Genomic DNA, 19,953 nt, shown 5'->3' with positions numbered 1-19,953 from the left:
TCGCTTTTTTTTGACTCAAAACAAAAAGACAGCGTCTTGCGCTGTCTCTACTATTTTCTAATACGCTATATCTAGCGTAGCAATCCTTTACATATTTTGCTGACCAAAGCAGGTCCTTCATAAATAAACCCGGTATACAGCTGCACTAGGCTGGCACCTGCTTCCAACTTTTCGATTGCATCTTCCGCAGAATGTATCCCGCCCACACCAATAATTGGGAATGTGTGATTCGATTTTTCCGCTAAATATCGGATCACTTCCGTTGATCGCTTTGTCAACGGTCGACCACTAACTCCACCCATTTCATTCACTACGCTAGCTGGGCTTTGCAAGCCTTCCCTAGCGATCGTCGTATTGGTTGCGATCACGCCAGCGATTTTGGTTTCCGTTACGATCTCTACAATATCGTCCAACTGCGAATTGGTCAAATCCGGTGCTATCTTGAGTAGGATCGGCTTAGGAGCAGGCTTTTCCACATTGAGTTGCTGCAATGTGTTTAAGATATGTTTCAACGGTTCCTTTTCCTGTAGATCCCGCAAACCAGGCGTATTCGGTGAACTTACGTTCACGACAAAATAATCCACGTAGGCAAATAAAGCATTAAAACAGTATACATAATCGTTTACGGCATCTTCGTTGGGCGTCACCTTATTTTTACCGATATTCCCACCGATGATTAAATCTTTCCTATCTGCCAATTTTTGCAAACGACCTGCGGCAACATCCGCACCTTGGTTATTGAAGCCCATACGATTAATTAAGGCTTCATCTGCAACCAAACGAAACATACGAGGTTTATCATTACCGGGCTGTGGACGCGGCGTCACGGTCCCTATCTCGATAAAGCCAAAGCCCAATCCGGCCATCTCCTCTATATATTCTGCATTTTTATCAAACCCAGCAGCAAGTCCCACGGGATTCTTAAATTTAAGACCAAAGACCTCTCTCTCCAAACGTTTATCTTCCACCGTGTAAATCGATTTGAGAAGGGATTTCGCCCCCCACACTTTGGTAAACTTGCTTAATCCGCCAGTCACTTGATGGTGAGCCAGCTCGGGATTCATGGAAAAGAATAAAGGTTTGACGAGTTTATACATATATGCAAAGGTAGCCAAACAAGCAGAAATAATCATTACTTTTGTAGCAAATGATATCAATTAACAATTTAACATTCGAAATTGGTTCTCGCGCTTTGTATGACGAGGCCAATTGGCATATAAAACCCGGAGATAAAGCAGGATTAATTGGCGCAAATGGCGCTGGAAAATCCACCTTGCTAAAATTGATCGTGGGCGACTACTCCCCTACCTCGGGCAGCATTTCCATGGCCAAAGATCTCAAAATTGGATACCTCAACCAAGACTTGCTGTCTTATCATTCCGAGAAGAGCATCCTTCATGTAGCCATGGAGGCTTTTGAACGGCAAAATCAATTGCATGCAGAGATCGAGATCTTATTGCAGAAGCTGGAAACCGATTATTCTGATGAGATCCTGAACAAATTAAGCGACAAGCAAATGGAGTTTGACGCGTTAGATGGCTACAATATCGAGTTCCGTGCCCATGAGATCCTTGCCGGCCTCGGATTCTCCGAAGAAGAACAACAACGCCCATTAGCAACCTTCTCTGGAGGCTGGCGCATGCGCGTTATGTTGGCACGCATTCTTTTGCAAACACCTGATATTCTCCTTCTTGATGAGCCTACCAACCACTTGGACCTTCCGTCCATCAAGTGGTTGGAAAATTATTTACAGGCCTTTGAAGGTGCTATTGTCATCGTATCGCACGATAGATATTTCTTAGATCGCATCATCAATAAGACGGTGGAATCACGTAAAGGTAAATTAACTGTTTACGCAGGAAACTACTCCTTTTATATAGAGGAAAAATCGCTTCGCGAAGAGATACAAAGCAACCAATTCAAAAATCAGCAAGCAAAGATAAAGCAAGAAGAAAAACTTATCGAGCGCTTCCGTGCGAAAGCTAGCAAAGCGAAAATGGTGCAATCGCGTATCAAAGCATTGGATCGTATGGAAAAAATTGACGACGTGGATGATGACAATCCCGCCGTTAACTTTAGCTTTAAATTCTCCAAGCCATCGGGCAGGCATGTCGTCACGCTAGAGCATGTATCAAAATCCTACCCTAACTTGGAGATCCTTCAAGATACGGGCGCCATTATTGAGAAAGGCGACAAGATTGCATTGATAGGCGCAAACGGTAAAGGAAAGTCCACGCTATTACGTATTGTGGCCGATGCAGACCAGGAATACAAAGGTAGCAGCACCAAAGGGCACAATGTATCGCAGACCTTTTTCGCGCAGCATCAACTGGAAGCGTTGCATCTCGAGAACAATCTTTTGCAGGAATTGATAGCCTTTGCTCCTAAACATACAGAGACAGAGCTTCGTTCCATATTGGGTTGTTTCCTTTTTACCGGCGATGATGTCTTCAAAAAGATCAAAGTGCTATCCGGTGGGGAAAAGTCTAGAGTTGCTTTAGCTAAAGCCTTAACTGCAGATGCGAATTTTTTGGTCCTAGATGAGCCGACCAACCACTTGGATATGGCCTCAGTGAACATCTTAATACAGGCCTTACAGCAATATGAAGGCACGCTGATTGTGGTGTCCCACGACCGTTACTTTCTAGACCATGTAGCCAACAAAATTTGGTTTATCGAAGATAAAGAGATCAAAGAATATCCCGGCACCTATGAGGAATATGAAATATGGAATGCCAAGCGTGTCGTGAAGACAGAACCAAAGGCGGAGAAAAAAATTACCAAAGACGAGCCGAAAAAAGAAAAAGCAGTTCCGTCTGAAGACAACACCCGCTTGTTAAGTCGCAAGAACAAAGAACTCGCCGTACTTGAACAGAAAATTGTGGAAGGAGAACAACAGCTTAAAGAGTTGGAACTTCATCTTGCGAAAGAAGAAATCTATTCGGATGCAAGCAGGCTGCAAGAGGCAACTCGGGCGTACAATTCATACAAAGCAAGCTTCGAAAAGCTACAGCTAGATTGGGAAAAGTTGGCTGAAGAGATTATGGCTCTAGAGGGATAACAAAAAAGGAGCTTTGCTCCTTTTTTGTTCTTGCCTATTCTTAATAGTTCAACACGAATTCTGCCGTTTCATTTCGTACTTTTTTCATCGGCGCCAACCAATCGCGTTCGGCATCGCGGTAGCCAACATACAAAACAAGCACACTTCGCAAGCCCTGCCCCGGCAGATCGAGCACACGATCAACCACAGCATTGTCAAATCCCTCTGCTGGAGTAGAATCGATGCGAAGCTCAGCAGCTTGCGCCAATGCCAATCCAAAGGCGATATAGGCCTGTTTAGCCGCATGAATAACATGATCCTCCTTTGTTTGCGAAGCATAAAGTCCTTTAATCATATCGGTGTAGCGATCGAAACGTCCGCGAGGCAGATCCCTGTCATCGGTTGTTTTATTATAGATCGCATCAATCCGTTCATCGGTATACTCATCCCAAGCAGCGAATACCAGCACATGTGAACATTCACGCATACACTCTGGATTGAATGCGCCTTCTGCAAGTTGATCTTTAATGGCCTGATCCGCGACCACAGCAATGCGGAACGGCTGCAACCCCGAAGAAGTTGGCGCCAACCGTGCCGCTTCTACAATCTTCCCTATATTTTCTTGACTTACCTTTTTTGTAGGATCATATGCTTTTGTAGCATGCCTCCAATTTAAATTATCGATCAACGTCATTACTTTGTTCTTTTTATATCTATATAAATCTCTGTTCCTATTTTGTATAAAGGAACAGATCAACTGTTGTAACAACAAATATCGCGACAAACTACCTAGCTCGCAATACAAAACATTTACGGTAGCACAAAAGGACACCGAACTGACATTAAAAGATTCCGATCAATACTGACTATCCGAAGAAAACGAAATGGGGTTCCTCTTTCAATCAAGCTCCCCTTCGTCTAGCGCGGGGTCTTTGACAATAACAAATTCTTCCGCTGAAAGAGCGAAGTAACCATATTCATAAACGAAAAAGTAGGTGTATCCGTCATTGTCAACAAAGCGTTTGGTAAAGTATTCGAAATTAAAACCTTTCAACAACATGCTCTCCCGAGAAATCACCAAGCGTTCTTCATCTCCCAAAAACATTCCCAGCAAACGTCTATTTTTACGCAAGATGATATTCACGTTCCTTATGATCGCATTTGCAGTGCTGTTTAGTTGATTATTGTGCATATTCCGACAGCTTTCGCTACAGAATTTCTTATCCGAACGACCTCTCACACGGCCGCGACAGTGTAGGCAAAATCTTTCCTCCATAATCCAATTTTTTAAAATGAGCATTAAAGACGTTTTTAAACGCGTATAATCGTTTATAAACGTATATAACTGGTTAACTACCGACTAATATAAAATAATATCCGTTATTTTAACTTATTAACAACAATAGATAGCGTATAAATTTAATAACAAAAAATAGATTAACACAATTAAAAAATCAAAACGATGAGTATACTAGTTAATTCCGTTCAGCTGTTAGGTCGATTGGGGGCCGACGCAGAGATAAAAACAACGAATCAAGGCACCAAAGTGGCCAACATACGCTTTGCCACCAATGAATACTTCAAAAATGCAAAGGGGGAATGGGAAGAGACAACGTATTGGCACAATCTGGTCTTTTGGGGAAAGCATGCGGAAAAACTATCGAGCACATCTAAAAAAGGCACTCGATTATTGATACAAGGCTCTTTGGTATATCAAGAATATGTAGATACGCATGCCATCAAGCGGCAATCCTGTGAGATACGCGTGCTGCAATTCATGGTCATCAACAGCACAAATAAATCAAGCAGTATGGGGCTGCCTGACGAGGAAGAACAACTATAATAAGGCCCTAGGGCTGGAGCTGTAGGTAGGTTAGCAAAAACACTTCGGTTACATCAATGAGGGGGAAAGTCCCGCCTGTCGACTTAGTCAACTGGGCGGGCTTTTCAATAGTTTAGAAAGCGCTTACTCGATTACAAATCCTGTAATTTCGGCTAATTTCTTAGGAATATCGGTATTTTCCATTTTATGGGAAAAGCGATCCGCCCCCACCCCAACGGAGAAAACTGGGATATAGGCAGCGGAATGATTCCCAGAAGCCCAACTGATTGATCCGGCACGATTTAAAATCTTAACCGCTTCGCTCGCAATCTTATCATCTATCGCGTATAAACTCTTGGCAGTCTCTTCCTCATGTTGTACAAAACTTTTTTGGTAGATATCCATCAACAGCTGTTCGTCTTCTTTACCGACTTTTATTTTGCTGAATAGTCCTAGATTCTCATCCAAAACAACCTTTACTTCTTCCCAACTAGCCGTTTTATTTGTTCCTCTCAAAGCTGCGATGCGCTTGGATAACTCGCCTTGAGAAACCCGTTGATTGGCTAGAATTTTCGTATTCAAACGACTACCTCCATTACCAATGGCAATGCCACCCGTCTCATGATCTGCAGTAACAATAATAAGTGTTTCATCAGGATGCTGTTTGTAAAATTCATAAGCTCGCTTCACGGCCTTATTAAAATCGAGCATCTCACGAATGGTTGTCGTTGCGTCGTTTGCATGCGCTGCCCAATCGATCTTACCACCTTCGACCATCAAGAAAAATCCATTTTCATTGTTCTTGGTCAATGATTCAATCGCAGCCGATGTAATTTGCTCTAAGGTCAAATCCGTGGGCTCTTGATCGATAGCATATTTCAACGCATCGCTTTCCGAGCCTTTCACATTCATCAAGATAATCTTGTCCGACTTCTCCTTAACGGCGTTGTAATCCGCTAAACCATAAGCAAGTTTGTATCCTGCCTCCTTAAATTTTGGGAACAAAGAAGGTGCTGCTTTCTTCTCCGAATTTTTATCTGGGCTCAAAAAGCCCGATCCGGCAAAGAAATCAAAATTTGATGCTGCGAGGTCTAGTCCTATTTCATAGTAACGGCCACGGTTGGGCTGTTTTGCGTAAAACGATGCCGGTGTAGCGTGGTCTATACTGACTGACGTCGTAATTCCTACCTTCAAACCAGCTTCCTTTGCTGCATAAGCGATGCTTTTGTAAGATACTTTCCCAGTGCTATCCATGGCCAACACACCATTTTTTGTTTTCTTGCCCACAGCAAGTGCTGTGCCACCAGCGGCAGAATCCGTAACGCCATGAGACAGTGAATAAGAGGTTGCGAATGTGGCGTAAGGAAAGGTTGAAAATACCAAAGGGAACACCGTATTGCGATCTTCCTGCGCAGCGAGAAAAACCTCCGTAAGATTGATTTGGTTAAGGCCCATGCCATCACCAATAAGAAAAAAAATGTATTTCGGCTTTTGTTGCGCAAAAAGTCCTTGTACAGCGAATAACAAGAGGAAAAAAAATAATACGGTCTTCTTCATTTTAATTTGTTTTGAGTCGGTAAAGATATGATGTTCATGTAAACTCAGTATTAAGCTTGGCTTTAAAACATAAAACAAAAGATACCGAGAATTGTTCACGATTAACCATAAAGTTGAAAATCTTATGGACGAAAACCAGTAAAGTCATGAAGTATCGCCTACATATCGCTTTTATATATGAAAAAGCTATTTTTGTAGTATGACAATAGAGCAACAAGACATGGCAATTAGTGATTTTGAAAAATATATGCGCTTCATTTTACAGCATAAACAAGGGTTCACCCTAGAAAACTTCATTATTTTTGCCACTTCCTTAATAAATTTTTACCAAGGTTCCAATCTAATTAAGGAGACCGACAGGATTGACATTGCACTGATACTCAGTAGATCATTTAATGCAGGAATAAGTAACCGTATCACTAACGATGATCTCCAAGAAATAGCTAGCCTGATAATTTCAGATTCTACAATTGATTATTCCATTTTAAATCCTATATTTGGATGATTTTTGAGCGGGGGATTAGCTCAGCTGGCTAGAGCGTTTGGCTGGCAGCCAAAAGGTCATCGGTTCGACTCCGATATTCTCCACAAAAGCTTGGTGCATGCACCAAGCTTTTTTTATACTTCCCAATAATAAAATTCCCGTTTAATTTTTCTCTAAATTATCCTCCATTGATACATGATATCCTGCCTACTCTTGAACAGTCCATACCAATTTATCAATTGCATAACCGCACTTTTCAGCATAATCAAGATATTGTTGCTTCACTGCCTCTGGCATAGTCTTTTCTCTAGAAAGTAGCCACATATAGTCTAAATTCTGCCCAAACACCAAGGCATATTGATACTCTTCATCAAGCATCACCACATTGTATCCGGAATAGAACGGCCCGAAAAAAGAGACTTTGAGTGCCCCTTCATCTTCATTACGCACGAAAATAGCCTTCCCACGACTTTGTTTATTCTTTTCTTTCACGTAGTCATAACCTTGGTTAAGCACCTGTATAGTACCATCATCATTTAAAGAATACGAAGCCATTACATTCTTCAGATTTTTTTCCCAGAAAAAATCTAACCGCGCAATTTCGTACCACTCCCCCAAATAACGATCTTTCTTAAAGCCCTGCACAACGGGAGTATTTGATTTTACCGGCTTTAATAGATTATATAACGTCGTTCCTGCAGCTACCGCTGTCAGCAACAACAATGATTTTTTACGATCCATCATACCTAGTAAACAGCACAAGGTATGCAAAAGTTTGGCTAGAAATCGATAGTTTTGGAAAGAGGTGCTTCCACGGTCAAAACGAGACTTGAGCGTGGTAAGACCAAGCTAAAACAGAAAAGAGATAGAATTTGTACGCTAGAGCAGAAGCTAAAAAATTAAAGGAAAAGTTTTGGACCAGCTTTGGTCAGTTCATGGTATTGGTTCCCAATGAAGAGGGTGTAAAGATAAATTGGGTCAACTACAAGACTGGCATTAAACATCTGTATTTTCGGATGGAAGCAGAAAACAAAACAGCGCGTATTGCGATAGAAATAACACATCCTGATGCCGGAATACGCGCATTGATGTATGAACAATTGTTGGCCTATAAAGCGGTTCTACTTGCCGAACTAGAAGAAGAAGAGTGGGATTGGATAGAGCTGCGTGAAGACAATTACGGAAAAGAGATTGCCTGTGTTGGTCGATTCATAGACGAGAAAGTATCTATTTTTAACCAAGCGGATTGGCCTACACTAATCTCTTTTTTCAAGCCTAGGATTATCGCGCTAGACCGATTTTGGTCAACGGCAAAGTATGGCTTTGAAATTTTTAAGTGACAAAGCTTGGGATCGACTTGCTTTCCTTAACTTTGTGCCACGTTTCAAAATCAACTAGCATGAAGAATTTTTTAAGACTTGCTTTTATCTGTATCCTTTTCCTACAACATCAATGGGCTGCCGCATGGGGCATGACGGGACATCGCGTGATCGCGGAAATTGCAGAGAACCACCTCAACAAAAAAGCAAAGAAAAACATCTATAAGCTTATCGGCAATCAAAAATTAGCCTATTGGTCTAATTGGGCTGATTTCATCAAATCAGATCCCGACCCCGCTTTAAATGGAACAGGAAATGCACATTTCCTCAATACAGCGGGCAACCTCAGCTACGATGCATTTGCAGCGGCATTAGCAGCGTCGCCTTCGGAAAACCTCTACAAGTCTTACTTGCGCATCAAAGACGAAGCGAAACAGAAGAGCGGGGATGTGAAAGCGCAGCAACAAAACCTCTATTTTCTCATTCATTTGTTGGCAGATGCCCACCAGCCCATGCATGTCAGTCGCGCTGAAGATTTAGGAGGAAACAAAATCGAAGTGGAATTTTTCGGCCGTAAAGCCAATATCCACCGTGTTTGGGACTCTGATCTAGTGGATAATGAAAAATACAGCTATACAGAGTATGCCCGTGTGTTGGACATTTATGATGCAGCGCACTACAAACAGTACACCTCCAGCAGCTTTGAGCAATGGTTGTATGAATCGCATCAATTGGCCAATGTTATCTACGATGATGTCGCCAAGAATGCGAATTTACGATACGAATACATCTACCGCTTTAAATACTCCATGGAAGATTGCCTCTTAAAGGCCGGTATTCGTTTGGCTAAGGAACTGAACGAAGTATACGGTAGCTAGTTATATCATCTATAAGAAACGCCCACAAAAAAATGTGGGCGTTTTTATTTGGCGATCGCCGATAATGCATACATTTGAGATCGACTAACGCAACGACCGAAAACAATGAAACATCTGAATTACCTCGAAATAAATCGATCCTCTTGGAACAACCGGCTGGAGACGCATGTTGAATCATCCTTTTACGATATCGCTAGCTTCTTAGACGGACGCTCATCGCTGAATACGATCGAACTAGATTTGCTAGGCGATGTTTCGGGCAAACGAATATTACATCTTCAATGTCATTTCGGTCAGGACAGCATCTCATTAGCTCGGCTAGGCGCCTCTGTTACCGCAATTGATCTCTCCGACAAAGCCATAGAAAAGGCTAAAAGTATAGCTAAACAAAGCGGCATGGAGGTAAATTTCATTTGTTGCGATCTTTACAGCCTTACCGAACATTTGACGGGTGATTTTGACATTGTGTTTACCAGCTATGGAACTATTGGATGGTTGCCCGATCTCAGCAAATGGGCAAATATTATTTATCATTTTCTTACAGCAAAGGGAAAATTTATTTTTGTAGAATTTCATCCCTTTATCTGGATGTTTGATGATGAATTTCGCGAGATACGATACAGCTATTCCAATGAAGGGCCAATTATAGAGACTGAACAGGGAACATATGCCCAAAGAGATGCAGACATTCAGCAAGAATATGTGACATGGAACCATAACTTGAGCGAAGTCTTTAGCAGTTTACTGGAACAGGGCTTACATATTCAAGAATTTAAGGAATTCGACTATTTGCCTTACAACTGTTTTAGAAACACCATCGAGTTTGAACCTAATAAATTTCGAATCAATCATCTAAACAACCGAATTCCGATGGTGTATGCATTGCAAGCTAGCAAATAGCTGTACCGTTCATTATTCCGCACGTCAGCCTTTGCGATAGCGCGATGCGATAATAGTGACGACGAGCAGCTAAAAATAATCTGATCTAAAGTTCGACATACTAAAAATCAAGAACCTGCATCGATAAGAGAATAACCAACTTGTTAGCAATTTTATTAAGATTATGGCCATGCGTTTCTTTTTTATCAACATTTCCGTGTGATAAATGCAGCTTATATAATATATTTGTAATATCATGAGTACGACATCATATTTATCAGATAGGATTAATAATCTATCCGAATCAGCGACGCTTAAAATGACAAAGCTTGGTCGCGAGTTGGCTGCCAAAGGCATCAACGTAATTAGTTTAAGTGTGGGTGAGCCCGACTTTAACACACCTGATAATGTTAAGGAAGCGGCTAAAAAGGCGCTGGACGATAATTTCACCCGCTACTCTCCAGTACCGGGCTATCCAGAGCTACGTCAAGCGATTGTTGACAAGTTGAAAAACGAAAACGGCCTAACGTATGAACCTTCCCAGATTGTAGTATCTACAGGGGCAAAACAGTCGCTTTCCAACGTTATTTTGACCTTAATCAATCCAGGGGACGAAGTCATTATCCCTACGCCTTACTGGGTTTCATATTCCGAAATGGTGGTATTGGCAGAGGGAAAATCTGTATTCATCAATACCGATATCGAGTCAGACTTCAAGATCACGCCTGCTCAATTGGAAGCAGCTATAACGCCTAAAACAAAATTGTTTATGTTCTCTTCTCCGTGTAATCCGACAGGTTCGGTATACAGCAAGGAGGAATTGGCAGGTTTAGCGAAAGTTTTTGAAAAATATCCCGATATTTTCATCCTTTCCGACGAGATTTACGAACATATCAACTTTGTCGACAAACATGAATCCATTGCACAATTTGAGAGCATCAAAGAACGTGTGATTATTGTGAACGGCTTTTCCAAAGCTTTTGCGATGACAGGATGGCGTCTTGGCTATATTGCAGCAAACAAAGAAATTGCGGCAGCTAATGACAAGTTACAAGGACAGACAACATCTGGAACTTGTTCGATAGCGCAACGCGCAGGTATAATCGCATACAACGAGGGCTTAGCCAGCGTACAAACCATGAAGGAAGCATTTCTACGTCGTCGCCAACTGGTGTATGATTTATTAAATGCAATCCCTGGCGTGAAGACAAACCTTCCTGAGGGCGCGTTCTATTTCTTCCCGGAGATTAGTTCATTCTTCGGCAAAAAAGATGCAAATGGCAATGTTATTAAAGATTCTTCGGATTTAGCGCTATACCTTTTAAATGAAGGCCATATTGCTACTGTGGGTGGAGACTCATTCGGAAACAACAACTATATACGTCTTTCTTACGCAGCTTCAGACGATAACTTGAAAGAGGCTTTGCGCAGAATGAAGGAAGCTTTAGGAAAGCTAGCGTAGTTTTCCGAACATAAGTTATAAAAAAAGGTCTGTTACACGCATGTAACAGACCTTTTTTGCTATATCAAGTCAGCGATTAACAACCAATGGTTACGCCATTCGGTATAATCGCATTCTTTTTGACCACAACGATACCGTCTTGAATAGTATGCGTTTCAAAGTCGCCATCGGCAAGATGCGCACCACCTTTGATACGAACGTCATTGCCAATACGGCAGTTCTTGTCTAAAATGGCATTTTCGATGTAACAACGCTCGCCCACACCTACTGGAGGCGGTTGTTGCGTACTTCCAAGTTCAAGCACCTCTTCCAAAGGCTCATAATAATCCGTTCCCATCATATAAGTTGCTTTGACTACTGTCCCTCGGCCGATGCGTGAACGGATACCTATCACCGAGCGTTCCAACTTATCAGCATTGAGAATGCACCCATCGGAGACAATCGTATTATTTAAAGTGGTTCCGGATATTTTTGATGGTGGCAACATACGTGCGCGCGTAAATACCGTTTCATTAAATAAGTTAAAGTCAGGCACATCATCCGTCAATCCGATGTTAGCATCGAAAAAAGATTTAATGGTCCCAATATCGGTCCAATATCCATCAAATTGATAGCTCAGTACCTTTTTGGAATCAATGGCATCGGGAATAATTTCTTTACCGAAATCCATACCAGGGTTATCGGTCAACAGACTCTTTAAAATGCCTTTCGAAAACACATAAATCCCCATTGATGCCAAATACCTACGTCCCTGTCTCTCCATATCTTCCGATACCTCTGAAGCCCAATTCAGTACCTCTACGCTATCTGGTTTCTCAGTAAAAGAGACAATTTCGTTTTCTTCGTTGGCTTTTAAGATACCAAAACCTGTGGCATCTTTGGCATTAACTGGAATCGTAGCAATGGTTACATCACTACCATTCTCCACATGGAAGTCGATCAAGGCGGAATAGTCCATCTGATACAGTTGATCGCCAGATAGAATAAGGACATATTCATACTCCACATTGAGGAGATTCTTTTGGGTACGTCTCACGGCATCGGCGGTTCCTTCAAACCAACGATCACCTTCAATAGTCTGCTCTGCGGCCAAGATATCAACAAAGCCCTTACTGAAAATACTGAAATTGTAAGAGTTCTTAATGTGTTTGTTCAGCGAGGCCGAATTGAATTGCGTCAACACAAAAATTTTGTTGTAGCCCGAGTTAAGGCAATTGGAGATCGGTATATCGACCAAACGATACTTTCCTGCAATAGGAACAGCTGGCTTTGAACGCTGTTCTGTCAAGGGGGATAGACGTGTTCCACGTCCGCCTCCCAATACGATGGAGACTACTTTATGTGCCATAACGAAAACTTATAACTGGTCATACAATTGTATATACTCTTTTGCTGATTTATCCCATGAAAAGTCCAACGACATTTCGCGTTGCCGAATCTTCTGCAGCGCGTTGGGATCAGCCGTCACTTCCAATGCACGCAGCACCGCTTCAGCTGCGCATTGCGAATCGGCATCGCTAAAAACGAAGCCATATCCTCCCTCCTCTTCTACATCAATCACGGTATCTTTTAACCCTCCAATACCGCGTACGATGGGAATTGTTCCGTATTTCATGGCATACAACTGGTTCAAACCACAAGGCTCCACGCGCGACGGCATTAGCAGTAAATCTGCTGCTGCATACACGCGGTGTGCCAAGGTTTCGTTGTAACCAAAGAATGTTGCCAATTGACCCGGATAACGATCCAGCAGCTCGGCTATACCAGCCTGCACGGCATCATCTCCGGATCCTAGTATAAATATACTGACTTTATAATCAGAATTCGAAAAAATATTTTCGATAATATGAGGTAATAAATCCGCTCCCTTTTCGATTGCAAAACGACCTATAAAGGCCAATAGCAGCACATTAGCATCTAATCCAGCTTCCTCACAAAATTCCTTCTTGTTTGACTTTTTACCAGATTTAACTGCAGACTTCTTGTATTGCTTTGCAATCAATGTATCGATTTCTGGATTCCAATATTCGTCGTCGATACCATTTACAATACCATAACCTTTTTGGCTTTCCGACTGTATCAGATCTTCCAGCCCATTGGCATCGCGATAAAGCTCTTGCAAGTAGCCGCCGCTCACTGTCGAAAAAGCATCGCAACATTTTACAGCTGCTGCGAATGGGTTAATCAAACCATCCCAATCCAACAAACCCCACCGCCAAGTATCAAATGCTGGAAGCAGAATACCCTTACTCCAAGGCATCCAGCCTTGGTACTGACCGTTATGAATGGTAAAAAGTGTTTTTACGGAAGACAAATGATTAAAATCCACCGCATGTTTCATCAAAAATGGAATCAAGCCTACATGATGGTCATGGCAATTAACTACGTCTGGAACAATTTGTGCCGCCGTTATCCAATGCAAAAATGCATGTTGAAAGGCAATCCATTGTTCGGCCTCATCGGGATAACAGTAAACCTCTTCCCTATCCAATTTCCCCGGTATACGAATCAGATACAGTGGAAATCCAAGCGGATCACTTTCTTCTTTAAGCACCTCATAATCCAATTTTTCGTTTCCTTGCATGAAGCTCCCTTGATGTATTGTACCAAAAACCCTTTCCTTGGTAAATGCTTTATCGAAAAACGGACACACCACCCAAGCGTCCAGTCCTAGTTTGCGTTGATATCTCGGTAGAGCACCAACAACATCAGCCAATCCGCCTACTTTCGCAAGCGGGAAACATTCCACACTCAAATGTATTACATGCATGTTAGATCCTTTTTAGTACTATGCCGGCCAATGGCGGCAAAATAAGTTGTATAGAATGTGGCTTATTCATCCAAAAAATACGATCAGAGGCCACCTGTTCCTGTTCCAGTCCACTTCCGTAAAATGCGAGATCGTCCGAATTTAAAATTACCTCCCAATTTCCCGCCTTCGGAACGCCGACACGGTAGTCTCGAACAACAGGTGTCAAGTTGAGAACAACCAAAATATCGTTATCTTCCTCATGTCCCTTCCGTAAGAACGCAAAAATGCTGTTGGTATGATCACCCAGCTCGATCCATTCAAAACCATCCGTACTAAAACCTTTCTCGTACAAGGACGGTTCTCCTCGATACAACTTATTAAGTGCCTTTACGAAACGCTGCATCCCCCGATGTGGAGCATATTGCGTAAGGTGCCAATCCAACGACTGATTTACGTTCCACTCGGATGTTTGTGCAAACTCGCCTCCCATAAACAAAAGTTTTGTACCAATAAACGTATACATGTACAAATAAAGCGCACGCAAGTTGGCAAACTTTTGCCATTCATCTCCCGGCATTTTATAGATCAATGACTGTTTTCCATACACTACCTCATCATGTGAAAGGGGCAACATAAAGTTCTCGTGAAAACCGTAAACTGTAGCGAAAGTCATTTGATTATGGTAGTACTTGCGATTGATAGGATCCTCTTTAAAATAATTAAGCGTATCGTGCATCCAGCCCATCATCCATTTCATCCCAAATCCCAATCCGCCGGCAAAGGTCGGCTTACTGACACCAGGCCAAGAAGTAGATTCTTCGGCAATAGTTTGTACGTCCGGAAAGTGGCTGTAAACAGCCTCATTAAATTCCTGAAGAAAATGGACGGCTTCCAAATTTTCACGTCCACCGAAAGCATTGGGTTCCCATTGTCCCTCTTCACGGGAATAATCAAGATACAACATGGAAGCCACAGCATCCACACGAAGGCCATCGATGTGATACCGATCTAGCCAAAAGAAAGCATTGGATATCAAGAAGGAGCGCACTTCATTCCGTCCATAATTAAAGATATAGGATTTCCAATCCGGATGGTAGCCCTTTCTAGGATCCTCATGCTCGAACAGATGGGATCCATCAAAGCGGTATAGACCGTGTGCATCGCCCGGAAAATGAGAGGGAACCCAATCCAACAATACGCCGATACCGTTTTTATGGAGGCTTTCGATCAAAAACATCAGATCTTGTGCGCTGCCATAACGTGAAGAGGCGGCAAAATAACCCGTGATCTGGTAGCCCCAAGAGGGATAATAGGGATGCTCCATGATAGGCATAAACTCAACGTGAGTAAACTCCATCTCGACGATATAAGGCACCAATTTCTGCGCAATTTCGCGATAATTCAATAGACGCAAGGGATCTTCAGGATCTCGTGCCCAAGAACCGAGGTGCATCTCATAAACCGAAAATGGCTTATCCAATGCATTTACCTCTTGACGATTCTTCATCCACTTTTCATCGTCCCATTGGTACCAAGTGCTGGATACGAAAGAAGCCGTACGGGGTGCAATCTCATTGTATAGTGCAAAGGGATCTGCCTTTTCCAACAGCTCGCCGGTGTTGGAATGGATGTGATATTTGTAGACCTCACCCAAATTTAGTCCCTCAATAAAACCTTCCCAAATACCGCTACTGTCCCAACGCACATGCAACTGATGACTATGTGGATTCCAACCATTGAAATTGCCCGTTACCGAAACGGATTGTGCGTTGGGTGCCCATACCGCAAAATGAACACCCTGCTTTCCGTCCACATGACAGGCATGGGAACCTAATTTCTCATAAAGCTTAAAATGTTTTCCTGACCGAAACAGGCTGATATCAAACTCCGTAAATAAAGAATAAACTACTACCGTTTCGCTCATTATTGCTATATTATTCTATCGTTAACTTTCTAAATTCCTTCTCTACGGCGAAATAAGGCGAGTTATCTTCGTCCATTGATGTATTTATTATAACACCATCTACCTCGATTTTGTTCACGGCAAATGGCAGTCCGATGAAATAAATTTTATAGGTATCGAAACGTTCGTTATACAGACCTTCTTGATTTTGAGTTACAGTCAAGCCATCTTTTTTTCCTTCCACAATAAAGTGTTTCTCATTGTAAACACTCTGCTCGTAAGCAAATGTATCCCCATGATCGATATAAATATCCGAATCTTGACGGCCTTCATTATAGTAAATATTAAGTCGCAATGCGTCTATGTTCTTTTCACCAGTATACTGCATCACCGGATATTCCGGAATAACACTTCCACCACGAATAAAAATAGGCATTTCATCCAATGGGGTATCTACCTGATGTTCGGTACCACCTGCGTATAAAATATTGTCGAAATAACCATACCAATTACCCTCCGGCAGGTATACAATTTTCGACTGCTGACCCGGGTGAAGTACCGGTGAGACCAAGATGTGATGACCGAAAGCAAACTCTTCTTCACGCAACAAATTTTGCGCTTTATGTTGTTCGATAAGGGCAATAGGACGCAAAATAGGCTCTTTGTACTTATGCTGGCGCCAAAAGGTGCTGTAGATATAAGGCAGTAATTTATAGCGCAGCTCGATAAATTTCTTACAGATGGCTTCCCATTCCGGGCCGAAGCTCCATGGCTCACGGTCGCGTGTGTCACCAGCAGAATGCACCCGCATGAAAGGTGAAAACACACCAAACTGCATCCAGCGGGTGTAAAGCTCACCATCAGGTTCGCCTGTAAAGCCACCGATATCGGTACCACAGAAAGAAAGACCGGATACAGAAAGACGTTGCAGCTGCAAAGTACCAATACGCAAATGCTCCCAAGTAGCGATATTATCGCCGGTCCACACCGAAGAATAACGTTGTGTACCTGCATAAGCTGCACGGGTAATTGTAAATGGCCGCTTATTACGTTGCAGCTTTTTCAAACCGTCATAGGTGGAACGTACCATTTGCATTCCGTAGATATTATGCGCTTTGCGGTGAGATCCCCTAAAGCCTTCATAATAATGGCGTACATCTCCAGGAAAGGTGCCCCGTCCGAATACGGCAGGCTCATTCATATCGTTCCACACCCCAGCTACACCATCCTCTACCAACCCGCGGTACAAGGTTCCCCACCATTCGCGCACTTTTGGATTTGTATAATCCGGGAATTGACAGCGTCCTGGCCAAACGTAACCCTCCATAAAGTAGTCGTCGCCCCGACGGCAGAAGTATCGATTTTCTTTGCCTTCCTTAAATACCCAGTAGTCCTCGTCTACCTTAATACCGGGGTCGATCATGACTACCGTCTTGAAGCCATCAGCGGCCAAATCAGCAATCATTTTCTTTGGATCAGGGAAATAACGCTTATTCCAGGTAAAACATCGGTAGCCATCCATATAGTCAATATCGAGGTAAATCGCATCGCAAGGAATCTGCCTTTTACGGAACTGAGTAGCGACCTCGCGTACATTGGCTTCGGGATAGTAACTCCAGCGGCATTGATGATAACCAATAGCCCATAGTGGTGGCATAAAGTGGGTGCCCGTGAGCTCGTGGTAGTGCTTAACAACCTCCATCATCTGCGGCCCATGAATATAGTAATACTGCATCTCGCCTCCTTCTGACCAGTAGCTGGTGCGGTCATTCCGCTCCGAAGCGAAATCAAAATAGGTCTTGAAGGTATTATCAAAGAAAATACCGTAGGCGTCCCCTTCGGTTACACCAATGTAAAACGGAACCGTTTTATACAAGGGGTCTTGATTGAAACCAAAACCATAGGTGTCGGAATTCCAATTGCTAAAACGTCGTCCGCGCAGGTTGAGGTTGGATGACTTGTCACCTAAACCAAAAAAAGCTTCGTCTGGAGCAGTCCTCTTTGTACAATAAACATAGTATCCGCCAAAGTCTACATTTTCCTCCCAGTGCATCGGTTTATGATCAGCATTGATCACTTTGCCATAGGTATTCTCGAACGACACCAAAAAATCTTCCTTTTGTATGCGACAAGTAACGACACTTGTTTTTACTAGATAAGCCTCTTCGGTTTCCTCCAACACAAATGAAATGGGATGCAAATCCAAATCCTTCTTTATAGCGTAGGAAAAATCATCCAAAAAAGAGCTTTGCGGAGCAAGGCGAACCCGGATAATCTCATCGGAGAACACCTTAATCTCAACGCTAGCCTTTCCATCCGTAAAGATGAATTTATTGCCATCTTTCAAGTAAGAGGTAGCTTTGCCCAAATATTTTTTCTCCACTGCGGGCACATCAAGCACAGGGTTATTGACGTGGTGTATGTTGTCTAAGGATTCTTCATTTAGGAGTTCTGATGCGAATTCTTCTTTTTTGTCTAATTCTGCCATAATCTTCTCTTAATTTACAGTTCACATTTCAATTTGTCGGAATTAAAATACAACATTTTTTGAGGAAAGCAGAGCCTTCGCACAATAAAAAAAGAAAAGTGTAGTAAAAAATCGAATTACTTGCTACGGATAGCTTCTACGGGGTCCATGCTGGCCGCGTTGATGGCTGGCACAATACCAGCTACAAGGCCTATAACGGTAGAGAGACCCGTTGTGAGAATCACCATCTGCATGCTAACTACAACTTTAAAATCGAGTGCAGCCTGTACCAATGCAGCCAATCCATATACACAAAGCAAACCCACAGCCCCTCCAATGAGACATAGAGCGACACTCTCGATTAAAAACTGCGAAAGAATAAAAAATTGCTTTGCTCCTAGGGCTTTTTGTATACCGATTAGGTTAGTGCGTTCCCGCACGCTCACAAACATAATGTTAGCAATACCAAATCCACCGACGAGAATAGAAAATATGCCTATACAAAATCCTGCGAGGTTAATAACGGCAAACATTTGATCAAGTTGCGCAGTGATCAAGGTAGTTTTGTTTACCGAGAAATCGTTTTCCCGCGCAGGCGGCAAACGGCGCACCGAGCGCAAGATACCGGTGAGTTCACTCTCGGCTTCCTCAAGAGTAATCTGCGGCTTTACTTCGATGGAGATACTGGGGGAATAGTTCTCGTAATTTACGAGGTTTCGGGCTAGGCTGAACGGAATATACGCTACATCATCATTGGATACATCGATGAGCATCCCCGATCCCTCTCTCTTCAAGACACCGATCACCTGCAGCTTCCTTCCCATGAGTGAAATGTATTTCCCAACAGGCTCTTCCACGGGAAACAAACCTTCAGCAATGGTAGCTCCCAAGATCACGCTATTCGTGCCGGCGCGCGACTCCTGTTCAGAAAAATAGCGTCCATCTACAATATCGAGGTTCCCTATAGTCAAAACACCATGCGTCGCACCGACGACATTGATATTAGATGCCGAATTGTTTTTATATTTCGCAGTGGAATTTCCTATGTTTATCGAATAAGCCACCTCCTCGGCAGTTGTCATCCTCGCTTTCACCGCTTCGAAATCCGCATATTTGGGCTCCGGCCGATTCACATACTTCCACCAAGGAAAATCAGGACCGCCGTCCCAGGGCCACTTTTCGATATAAAGTGTGCGGCTACCGATCTTACGAACCGACTCTTCGAGGTTGCTCCGAAGTGTGTCTACAGCCGAGAGCACGCCAATGATCGTCATGATCCCGATTGTCACGCCCAAAAGGGACAAAAGAGTACGTGTACGGTTATCCTTTAACGCGGATAACGCGAATAGAAAACTTTCTTTCAGAAGCGTGATAACCAAAAACATATCTG

The 19,953-nt window shown here is 42.8% G+C and carries 17 protein-coding genes and 1 tRNA gene; 8 read left to right on the top strand and 10 right to left on the bottom strand.

Features of this window, described 5'->3' with window-relative positions; all coding sequences use genetic code 11:
• Positions 1–71: 71 nt before the first annotated feature.
• A complete protein-coding gene (locus tag SCB77_RS18815; protein ID WP_320183542.1) occupies positions 72–1,097 on the bottom strand; it encodes a quinone-dependent dihydroorotate dehydrogenase in 1,026 nt (341 codons plus the stop codon).
• A gap of 50 nt (positions 1,098–1,147) precedes the next feature.
• On the opposite strand from SCB77_RS18815, the gene SCB77_RS18810 reads away from it, so the two are divergent.
• Complete coding sequence (locus tag SCB77_RS18810; RefSeq protein ID WP_320183541.1) at positions 1,148–3,061, top strand: ABC-F family ATP-binding cassette domain-containing protein; 1,914 nt, start codon at positions 1,148–1,150, stop codon at positions 3,059–3,061.
• Positions 3,062–3,101: 40 nt separating this feature from the next.
• Here the strand turns inward: SCB77_RS18810 and SCB77_RS18805 are convergent, their stop codons facing one another.
• Both SCB77_RS18805 and SCB77_RS18800 read right to left on the bottom strand, forming a co-directional pair.
• Positions 3,102–3,734: an NAD(P)H-dependent oxidoreductase gene (locus tag SCB77_RS18805; protein ID WP_320183540.1), complete on the bottom strand. Its 633-nt coding sequence runs from the start codon at positions 3,732–3,734 to the stop codon at positions 3,102–3,104.
• Positions 3,735–3,938: 204 nt separating this feature from the next.
• The gene (locus SCB77_RS18800) at positions 3,939–4,316 is read right to left on the bottom strand and encodes a hypothetical protein (protein WP_320183539.1); all 378 of its coding nucleotides are present in this window, start codon (positions 4,314–4,316) and stop codon (positions 3,939–3,941) included.
• A gap of 186 nt (positions 4,317–4,502) precedes the next feature.
• Between SCB77_RS18800 and SCB77_RS18795 the strand changes: the two genes are divergently transcribed.
• A complete protein-coding gene (locus SCB77_RS18795; RefSeq protein ID WP_320183538.1) occupies positions 4,503–4,883 on the top strand; it encodes a single-stranded DNA-binding protein in 381 nt (126 codons plus the stop codon).
• 123 nt (positions 4,884–5,006) lie between these two features.
• Here SCB77_RS18795 and SCB77_RS18790 read toward each other — a convergent pair whose 3' ends face one another.
• Complete coding sequence (locus tag SCB77_RS18790) at positions 5,007–6,419, bottom strand: alkaline phosphatase (RefSeq protein ID WP_320183537.1); 1,413 nt, start codon at positions 6,417–6,419, stop codon at positions 5,007–5,009.
• A 199-nt stretch (positions 6,420–6,618) separates the two neighbouring features.
• Here SCB77_RS18790 and SCB77_RS18785 point away from each other — a divergent pair, with 199 nt between their 5' ends.
• Positions 6,619–6,924 carry a hypothetical protein gene (locus tag SCB77_RS18785; protein WP_320183536.1) on the top strand — a complete coding sequence of 102 codons (306 nt, stop codon included), beginning with the start codon at positions 6,619–6,621 and terminating at the stop codon, positions 6,922–6,924.
• 9 nt (positions 6,925–6,933) lie between these two features.
• Positions 6,934–7,007: transfer RNA gene (locus SCB77_RS18780), tRNA-Ala, on the top strand.
• A 103-nt stretch (positions 7,008–7,110) separates the two neighbouring features.
• Here the strand turns inward: SCB77_RS18780 and SCB77_RS18775 are convergent.
• On the bottom strand, positions 7,111–7,647 hold the full coding sequence (locus SCB77_RS18775) for a lipocalin family protein (RefSeq protein ID WP_320183535.1): 537 nt from the start codon (positions 7,645–7,647) through the stop codon (positions 7,111–7,113).
• Between the two features lie 128 nt (positions 7,648–7,775).
• Here SCB77_RS18775 and SCB77_RS18770 point away from each other — a divergent pair, with 128 nt between their 5' ends.
• The 4 genes from SCB77_RS18770 to SCB77_RS18755 all read left to right on the top strand — a co-directional run bounded on the left by SCB77_RS18770 (position 7,776) and on the right by SCB77_RS18755 (position 11,441).
• The gene (locus tag SCB77_RS18770; RefSeq protein WP_320183534.1) at positions 7,776–8,243 is read left to right on the top strand and encodes a DUF4268 domain-containing protein; all 468 of its coding nucleotides are present in this window, start codon (positions 7,776–7,778) and stop codon (positions 8,241–8,243) included.
• Positions 8,244–8,302: 59 nt separating this feature from the next.
• Positions 8,303–9,100 (top strand): S1/P1 nuclease, encoded by a 798-nt coding sequence (locus SCB77_RS18765; protein WP_320183533.1) that lies wholly within the window; start codon positions 8,303–8,305, stop codon positions 9,098–9,100.
• Positions 9,101–9,205: 105 nt separating this feature from the next.
• The gene (locus SCB77_RS18760) at positions 9,206–10,000 is read left to right on the top strand and encodes a class I SAM-dependent methyltransferase (RefSeq protein ID WP_320183532.1); all 795 of its coding nucleotides are present in this window, start codon (positions 9,206–9,208) and stop codon (positions 9,998–10,000) included.
• Between the two features lie 235 nt (positions 10,001–10,235).
• Positions 10,236–11,441 (top strand): pyridoxal phosphate-dependent aminotransferase, encoded by a 1,206-nt coding sequence (locus tag SCB77_RS18755; RefSeq protein ID WP_320183531.1) that lies wholly within the window; start codon positions 10,236–10,238, stop codon positions 11,439–11,441.
• Positions 11,442–11,517: 76 nt separating this feature from the next.
• Here the strand turns inward: SCB77_RS18755 and SCB77_RS18750 are convergent, their stop codons facing one another.
• The 5 genes from SCB77_RS18750 to SCB77_RS18730 form a co-directional block, all read right to left on the bottom strand.
• Entirely contained in the window at positions 11,518–12,789 is a 1,272-nt protein-coding gene (locus SCB77_RS18750) for a glucose-1-phosphate adenylyltransferase (protein ID WP_320183530.1), read from the bottom strand.
• Positions 12,790–12,798: 9 nt separating this feature from the next.
• The gene (locus SCB77_RS18745) at positions 12,799–14,211 is read right to left on the bottom strand and encodes a glycogen synthase (RefSeq protein WP_320183529.1); all 1,413 of its coding nucleotides are present in this window, start codon (positions 14,209–14,211) and stop codon (positions 12,799–12,801) included.
• Between the two features lies 1 nt (position 14,212).
• The gene (glgB, locus tag SCB77_RS18740; RefSeq protein ID WP_320183528.1) at positions 14,213–16,117 is read right to left on the bottom strand and encodes a 1,4-alpha-glucan branching protein GlgB; all 1,905 of its coding nucleotides are present in this window, start codon (positions 16,115–16,117) and stop codon (positions 14,213–14,215) included.
• Between the two features lie 10 nt (positions 16,118–16,127).
• On the bottom strand, positions 16,128–18,584 hold the full coding sequence (locus SCB77_RS18735) for a glycoside hydrolase family 31 protein (protein WP_320183527.1): 2,457 nt from the start codon (positions 18,582–18,584) through the stop codon (positions 16,128–16,130).
• A gap of 116 nt (positions 18,585–18,700) precedes the next feature.
• Positions 18,701–19,948 (bottom strand): ABC transporter permease, encoded by a 1,248-nt coding sequence (locus SCB77_RS18730; protein WP_320183526.1) that lies wholly within the window; start codon positions 19,946–19,948, stop codon positions 18,701–18,703.
• Positions 19,949–19,953 lie beyond the last annotated feature (5 nt).

The organism is Sphingobacterium bambusae (genome assembly GCF_033955345.1).
GTDB classification, from domain to species: domain Bacteria; phylum Bacteroidota; class Bacteroidia; order Sphingobacteriales; family Sphingobacteriaceae; genus Sphingobacterium; species Sphingobacterium bambusae.
This window is presented reverse-complemented; position numbering and strand designations above follow the sequence as displayed.

Bases quoted from the DNA above. Each gene is read 5' to 3' on its own strand.
- SCB77_RS18730 (WP_320183526.1), bottom strand. From the start codon at position 19,948: ATGTTTTTGGTTATCACGCTTCTGAAAGAAAGTTTTCTATTCGCGTTA.
- SCB77_RS18755 (WP_320183531.1), top strand. From the start codon at position 10,236: ATGAGTACGACATCATATTTATCAGATAGGATTAATAATCTATCCGAA.
- SCB77_RS18785 (WP_320183536.1), top strand. From the start codon at position 6,619: ATGACAATAGAGCAACAAGACATGGCAATTAGTGATTTTGAAAAATAT.
- SCB77_RS18745 (WP_320183529.1), bottom strand. From the start codon at position 14,211: ATGCATGTAATACATTTGAGTGTGGAATGTTTCCCGCTTGCGAAAGTA.
- SCB77_RS18790 (WP_320183537.1), bottom strand. From the start codon at position 6,419: ATGAAGAAGACCGTATTATTTTTTTTCCTCTTGTTATTCGCTGTACAA.
- SCB77_RS18795 (WP_320183538.1), top strand. From the start codon at position 4,503: ATGAGTATACTAGTTAATTCCGTTCAGCTGTTAGGTCGATTGGGGGCC.
- SCB77_RS18805 (WP_320183540.1), bottom strand. From the start codon at position 3,734: ATGACGTTGATCGATAATTTAAATTGGAGGCATGCTACAAAAGCATAT.
- SCB77_RS18815 (WP_320183542.1), bottom strand. From the start codon at position 1,097: ATGTATAAACTCGTCAAACCTTTATTCTTTTCCATGAATCCCGAGCTG.
- SCB77_RS18760 (WP_320183532.1), top strand. From the start codon at position 9,206: ATGAAACATCTGAATTACCTCGAAATAAATCGATCCTCTTGGAACAAC.
- SCB77_RS18765 (WP_320183533.1), top strand. From the start codon at position 8,303: ATGAAGAATTTTTTAAGACTTGCTTTTATCTGTATCCTTTTCCTACAA.
- SCB77_RS18800 (WP_320183539.1), bottom strand. From the start codon at position 4,316: ATGGAGGAAAGATTTTGCCTACACTGTCGCGGCCGTGTGAGAGGTCGT.
- SCB77_RS18735 (WP_320183527.1), bottom strand. From the start codon at position 18,584: ATGGCAGAATTAGACAAAAAAGAAGAATTCGCATCAGAACTCCTAAAT.
- SCB77_RS18810 (WP_320183541.1), top strand. From the start codon at position 1,148: ATGATATCAATTAACAATTTAACATTCGAAATTGGTTCTCGCGCTTTG.
- glgB (WP_320183528.1), bottom strand. From the start codon at position 16,117: ATGAGCGAAACGGTAGTAGTTTATTCTTTATTTACGGAGTTTGATATC.
- SCB77_RS18750 (WP_320183530.1), bottom strand. From the start codon at position 12,789: ATGGCACATAAAGTAGTCTCCATCGTATTGGGAGGCGGACGTGGAACA.
- SCB77_RS18775 (WP_320183535.1), bottom strand. From the start codon at position 7,647: ATGATGGATCGTAAAAAATCATTGTTGTTGCTGACAGCGGTAGCTGCA.